This is a genomic window from Chitinimonas sp., assembly GCF_041904975.1.
Classification (GTDB): Bacteria; Pseudomonadota; Gammaproteobacteria; order Burkholderiales; family Chitinimonadaceae; genus Chitinimonas.
Genome location: NZ_JAYRLZ010000259.1, coordinates 1 through 5,958 on the forward strand (window position 1 = coordinate 1; position 5,958 = coordinate 5,958).

Sequence of the window (5,958 nt, forward strand, 5' to 3'; positions counted from 1 at the left end):
CAGGAGACAGGCGTGATATCAATCGAAAACCTGCTGCACGAACGCTTTCCGACATTTGCCGAAAAAACCCGCGCTGCTGCGTAAACCGGTGGTGGCCACCCTGGCTCATCTGCTGCGCGAAACGCGTCTGAACCAGCTGCTGCAGTACAGCGACGGTGCGACAGGCCTCGCCTTCAATGACCGCTTGCTCGACTTTCTTGAAGTCACTTATCACGCCAGCGGCATGGAACACATTCCAGCCAGCGGCCCGGTGGTGATCGTTGCCAACCATCCGCTCGGTGCGCTCGATGGCGCGGCGCTGATCCAGTTGGTCAGCCGGGTGCGGCGCGATGTGCGCATGGTGGTCAGCGATGTGCTGCTGCAATTTCAGCCGGCCCGCGACATATTGCTGCCGGTCGATAATCTGAGTGGCCGCAGCAACCAGCGCAATGTCAGCGCCATCGATGCGGCGCTGGCGCGTGGCGAAGCGGTATTGTTTTTCCCCAGTGGCGAAGTATCGCGCGCTAGTCCGCAAGGCATACGCGACGGCATCTGGCGCACCGGCTTTTTGCGGGTGGCCGAGCGCGCCCGCGCACCTATCCTGCCGGTGCATATGGGTGGCCGCAATTCGCTGAGCTTTTACGCCTGGTCGATGCTGTACAAGCCCGCCGCCATGTTGCTGCTGGCCAAGGAGGCATTCGGTAATCGCGCCATCCATTTACCGATCCAGATTGGCGCCATCTTGCCCTGGGAAGAAATTTCCCAGCGCCAGCTGAGCCTGCCCGAAGCGGCGGCGCAGCTGCGCGAGCATGTCTACAACCTTGCCCCGCGCCGGCAGGCACGCTGGCGCTATCGCGCTGCCTGAGCATACTTCGCGCCACGGCATGACGACGATGCGGCGAGTGTAATCGGCAGCCCAGGCCGATCAAGCAAAAAGGGGCGCCACCCTGCCCGGTGGCGCCCCTTGCTACAACCCGGTTTTCAAGCCATTGCGTAGCGCGGCTGCGGTGCCGATGGCACCCGGATGCCTAGCATGACGATCCGTACAACGATTTCCTGCTCACCGCGACCGAGTCGACCGGCGATATGGCCGAGGTCATCGCCTTGCTGAATGCTGCGCTTGAGTAGCTGGTCTTCCATTGCACTCCAGCCCTTGATCTTCGCCATGTCGCCCCCTCGAAAGGATATTCGAAACAACCCGGCGGAGCCTACCTAGCCTTGGCGAGCTTGTGCTTGGCAGTAATGCCGAACCGGGGGCGGATGGCAAAAGTTGCGTAGGTTCAGATGGTGTTGGCCGCCAGTGCCGGACGTGCGCTCGCGCTGTCGGCCTGCTTGCCCAGCAGCCGATCGCGCAGCCGCAGGAACGGTTTTTCCACACCCCAGTAAAGCAGGGCAGCGACAAGCAGTGCGCCGATGGCATAGCTGGCAAAGGCCAGCGCACCGTGTTCGGCGAATAGCGGGCCGAACTGGGTCTTGAGTGCGGCAAACACCAGCTTGTGGCTCAGGTAGAGGCTGAACGCCAGGGTGGCAATGGCGCCGATACCGGGCAGCTGCCAGCGGCCCAGCCAGCCTTGGCGGCTGGCTGCCGAGGCGACGATCAGCGCCCAGGCGAGTGATAACAGCGGGTAGCCATATACGGCAGGCGCATAGGCTAGATCGGCGGCAAACAACTGGATGGCGCCCCATAGCAGCAGCGCACCGGCGACCAGCAAGACCTGCGGGCGGGCCAGCATGCGCGTCCACAGCGTCGGGCGATATACCTTGATGATCGCCAGCAGCACCCCCATCAGCAGGCCATCGAGGCGGGTCCAGCTTGGGTAGTAGATCAGCTCATAGTAGCGCCGCGCCAATTGGCCCGGGTTGCCACTTGCCTGTATCGCCGCCAGCTCGCTATTCCACAGGTGGGCGCGCAAGGCCATGCCGGCGACGACAATGGCGACGCATACCGCAACGGTCTTCTGCCAGGATGGACGCTTGAGCAGCAGCCAGGCCAGCACCGGGAAGGCCAGGTAGAAATGCTCTTCCACACAGAGCGACCAAACATGCGAAAACGCTTTGGGCTTGGAAAAGTCGATCAGCAGGTTTTCGGTAAAGCTGAGGAATTGCCACAAGGGCTGGATCAGCGGCCGCTCGCGCAGACTCGGCAGAGCAAAGTAGATCGCCACAATCACCAAATAGGCCGGCAGGATGCGGAATGCGCGGCGCAGATAGAAGTCGCCAAACGGCGCTGGCTTGCCATCCTGGCAAGCAGCCAGCCATTGCGCGCCGATCAGGAAGCCGCTGAGCACAAAGAACAGGTCCACCCCCATCCAGCCAAGCTGCGCCAAGGCCGGCAGCGGCGAGCCAAGCCCCAGCACGATGCCGTGGTACAGCAATACCCAGAGGATGGCGATGGCGCGCATCAGATCAAGGCCGGGCAAACGGGACATGCGGGAGCTTTCTTTTGATTGGCAGAGATAGTTTGTTGGAACTGCATCGGGAGGTATTACCAGGGCCACGCTGCTTGAGCCAATGTCAGCGGGAGCGGATTCTAGGTGAAAACCCTGAAAATCGGCCTGCTTGCGATCGATAGGGCATTTACGCTGACGACTGGCAAACTGGCAGGATGAGTGGCAAAGCATGCGAATGCGATGCAACCATATTGCCAGGCTCTGCCGGTGGTAGCCGATGACAGAGTAGTTGCAGTCACTGGCTAACTCTGACAAACGCCTCTCAAAACGCCAGTACAAAGCAGGCCCCGCCGCTGGGGCGCTTGGCATAGCGCACCGTGCCGCCCATGCCGTGGACCAGATTGCGCACCAGCGCCAGCCCCACGCCGAGGCCGTGTTCCTTGGTGGTGAAAAACGGCGTGAAGATGCGCGCCTGCATGCCATCGGGCACGCCGGGGCCGTTGTCCATCACCTCGATCACCAGGCGCCCGCCGCGTGCCAAGCGCGCCAGCACTTCCAGCCTGGGCTGCGCCAGCTGGGCGGTGGCATCGGCTGCATTCTTGATCAGATTGAGCAGCGCCTGCTCCAGCTGGCCGGCATCGGCCATCAATTCCAGCGACGCGGGCTCTACTGCAAAGCGGGCGCTGCCGCCGCGCTGCTGCCAATCCTTGCCGACCAATTGCTCCAACCGGGCCAGCAGCTCGGCCACCTTCACCGCTGCCCGCTGCGGCGCCGGTAGCTGGCTGACACTGCGATAGCCCGCGACAAATTCCGCCAGATGGCTGGCGCGGCGGGCAATGGTATCGAGTGCGCCACGCAAGTCTTCGTCCACCTCCGGCAGATCGGCCAGCATGTCCTGCGCGGTGCGCGATAGCGAGGCGATCGGCGTCAGTGAATTCATGATCTCGTGAGTGAGCACATGCACCAGTTGCCGCCAGGCTGCCAGGGTTTCCGCTTCCAGCTCCGATTCGATCGGCATCAACGCCAACAGCCGCTCCGCCTCGCCGCGCAATGTCAGCTCCGCTGCCGCCAGCACTGCGCGCTCGCTGCCACGCTCGCTGTCGTAGTCGATCAGCTGGCGCTTGCCGGAAGTAGCCGCCAGCAAGGTCTGGCGCAAGGCCTCGGGTTCGGCAGCACTGCCGGGCGCCAGCAGGCGGCGCGCTGCGGTATTGACCGGGTCGACCTGCCCGCCGCTGGCACGCCACAACGCCACCGGCGCGTGATCAAGCTGGGTTTCCAGGCTTTGCACCAAGGCTTGCAGATCGGCAATGGCTGCCGGCAGACCGGGCGTGAGATCGACTTCCGGCACCAGCACCACCCGCTGCAATCGCGCAAGTGCGGTGCCACCGATCAATAGCGCCAATAGCTCCAGCAGCGCGCAGCTCACCAGCAAGCGTGGCGACTGGACATTTGCGCCGGCCAGCGCGGCAGACACCGTCAGCAGCGCGGCGGCCAGCGCGATCAGGATGCGGGCCTGGCGGGTTTTTTGCGTATCAATACGCGCTACCGTGTTTGATTCAGAGCCCATGTTTTTCCAGTTTCCGGTACAGCGCGGCGCGGCTCACCCCGAGCAGCTTGGCGGCCGCGCTGATATTGCCCTCGGCCCGCTGCATCGCTGCGGCCACTGCCGCCCGCTCGCGCTCGGCCAGCCCCAATGCCTCGCTCGCGCTTGCCGCTGCCGGTACGGGCTGCGCTGCGGATAGCGCCTCGCCATCCAGCCCGAAATCGCCGGGCAGATAACTGGCACTAGCACTCAAAATCACCGCCCGCTCGCAGGCATGGCGCAAGGCACGCACATTGCCCGGCCAGCTGTGCTGACTGAGTGCCAGCGCCGCACTGGCATCCAGCGGCCGCGCTGCCTTGCCGTATTGGCGGGCGTAATGGCGCAGATAGTGCTCGGCCAGCAGCACGATATCGTCGCGCCGCGCGCGCAAGGGCGGCACTCGCAGCACGATGGTATTGAGCCGGTACAACAGGTCAGGCCGAAAGCAAGCCGCATCCACCAGCCGGGCTTCTTCCAGGTTGGTGGCGCTGACAATGCGTACATCGATTGCCTCGGGTTTGTCCGCCCCCACCGGCGTGACCTGGCGCCGCTCCAGCGCGGTGAGCAACTTGGCCTGATTGGCCAGCGGCATATTGCCGATTTCGTCGAGAAACAGCGTGCCGCCTCGGGCCGCCTGAAAGCGCCCGGCACGGTCGCTGCGCGCATCGGTAAAGCTGCCCTTGCGGTGGCCGAACAACTCGCTCTCGAAGGTGGATTCGGGCAAGGCCCCCATATCGACAGCGAGAAAGGTGGCGGCGCTGCGCCGCGATGCCGTATGGATGGCCTCGGCAACCAGCTCTTTGCCGACGCCGTTTTCGCCAAGAATCAGCACATTTGCCTCGGTGGGCGCCACGCTGGCGATCATGGCGCGCAATTCACGCATCGGTGCCGATTCACCAAGCAGCGCACTGCCATGCCCGGCGGCCTGCGGCTGGCGACTGGCCAGCGCCGCCTCGACCGTCGCCAGCAGTTTGGCGTTGTCCCAAGGCTTGGTCAGAAAGTCGAAGGCACCCAGCTTCACCGCCTCGACCGCCAGCGCCACTTCGGCATAGGCGGTCATCATGATCACCGCTGGCGCATCGCGGCGGCTCATCAGCTGGCGCAATACCGCCAGCCCCTCGCCACCGTCGGCGCGTCCGCCGCTGAAATTCATATCGAGCAGCAATACCGCCGGCGGCGTGCGTTCCAGCTCCAGCCATAGCTGTGCTGGCTGATGGACCGCCTTCACCTCGCCAAAGCGCCGGCGCAGCAAGAGCCGCGCCGCCATGGCTACATCGGGGTCGTCGTCGAGTATCAGGATGGAATCAGTCATGGCGAGGCAAGGGTAAATCGAAAAAGCGGATGTGCAGGCGAGGTGCGCGCAAAGCATATCGACTCAGCGCGCGTTCGGGCAAACGCCTGTTCGCTTGCGGACAGTGTCCGCTGTCCGAAAGCGGACAGTTCTTGATAAAGCCCGGCAAGAATAATTCTTAATGCATTGTTTTTATTGGATTTTTAACACTGGCACGATTGCTGCAATGAAGTAGGCATCTGCATGTGCAAAGGATCACGCTGATGAATGCCCCACTCAATCACCCCGGCCACCCGGAGCAGCCCGTTACCGGCTCCGGCATGGACCGCCGTATCACCCGCAGTCGTCGCCAACGCTTTGGCAAGCCGATGGCGATTGCCGCCTTGGTGCTGGCCACCGCCTTGGCCGGCTGGTGGTCGTTGCCGCGTGGCTATGCCGTCAAGGCCGGCGAGCTCGATATTGCCACCGTGCGCAGCGGCGAGTTCCGCGATGAGCTGGTATTGCGCGCCAACGCCACGCCACTGGCATCTATCGTGCTGGATGCCACCGAAGGCGGCCGGGTGGAGGCGATCTATGCCCATGACGGCGCCCTGGTGAAAAAAGGCGAGCTGCTGTTCAAGCTGTCCAATCCGCAGCGGCAGCAAGAAGTGCTGGCGCGGGCATCGGATGTGGCGCAGCAGATCTCCAATCTGTCTTCGCTCAAGGTCGGCCTGGTA

General features: G+C 63.6%; 6 protein-coding genes. 2 read left to right on the forward strand and 4 right to left on the reverse strand.

The features are described from left to right. Positions 1-55: 55 nt before the first annotated feature. The gene (locus ACE3OH_RS18265) at positions 56-844 is read left to right on the forward strand and encodes a 1-acyl-sn-glycerol-3-phosphate acyltransferase (RefSeq protein ID WP_374356515.1); all 789 of its coding nucleotides are present in this window, start codon (positions 56-58) and stop codon (positions 842-844) included. Positions 845-960: 116 nt separating this feature from the next. On the opposite strand, the gene ACE3OH_RS18270 is transcribed toward ACE3OH_RS18265, so the two are convergent. The 4 genes from ACE3OH_RS18270 to ACE3OH_RS18285 form a co-directional block, all read right to left on the reverse strand. Beyond that, positions 961-1,146, reverse strand: coding sequence for a hypothetical protein (locus ACE3OH_RS18270; RefSeq protein WP_374356518.1), 186 nt, complete (start codon positions 1,144-1,146; stop codon positions 961-963). Between the two features lie 113 nt (positions 1,147-1,259). Then, positions 1,260-2,408, reverse strand: coding sequence for an acyltransferase family protein (locus tag ACE3OH_RS18275; protein ID WP_374356524.1), 1,149 nt, complete (start codon positions 2,406-2,408; stop codon positions 1,260-1,262). Positions 2,409-2,691: 283 nt separating this feature from the next. Next, positions 2,692-3,936 carry a PAS domain-containing sensor histidine kinase gene (locus ACE3OH_RS18280; RefSeq protein ID WP_374356527.1) on the reverse strand — a complete coding sequence of 415 codons (1,245 nt, stop codon included), beginning with the start codon at positions 3,934-3,936 and terminating at the stop codon, positions 2,692-2,694. After that, a complete protein-coding gene (locus tag ACE3OH_RS18285) occupies positions 3,926-5,263 on the reverse strand; it encodes a sigma-54-dependent transcriptional regulator (RefSeq protein WP_374356530.1) in 1,338 nt (445 codons plus the stop codon). The genes ACE3OH_RS18280 and ACE3OH_RS18285 overlap by 11 nt, the downstream gene beginning before the upstream one ends. A 242-nt stretch (positions 5,264-5,505) precedes the next feature. Here ACE3OH_RS18285 and ACE3OH_RS18290 point away from each other — a divergent pair. Then, the coding region (locus ACE3OH_RS18290; RefSeq protein ID WP_374356533.1) for a hypothetical protein at positions 5,506-5,958 on the forward strand (453 nt) is incomplete at its 3' end.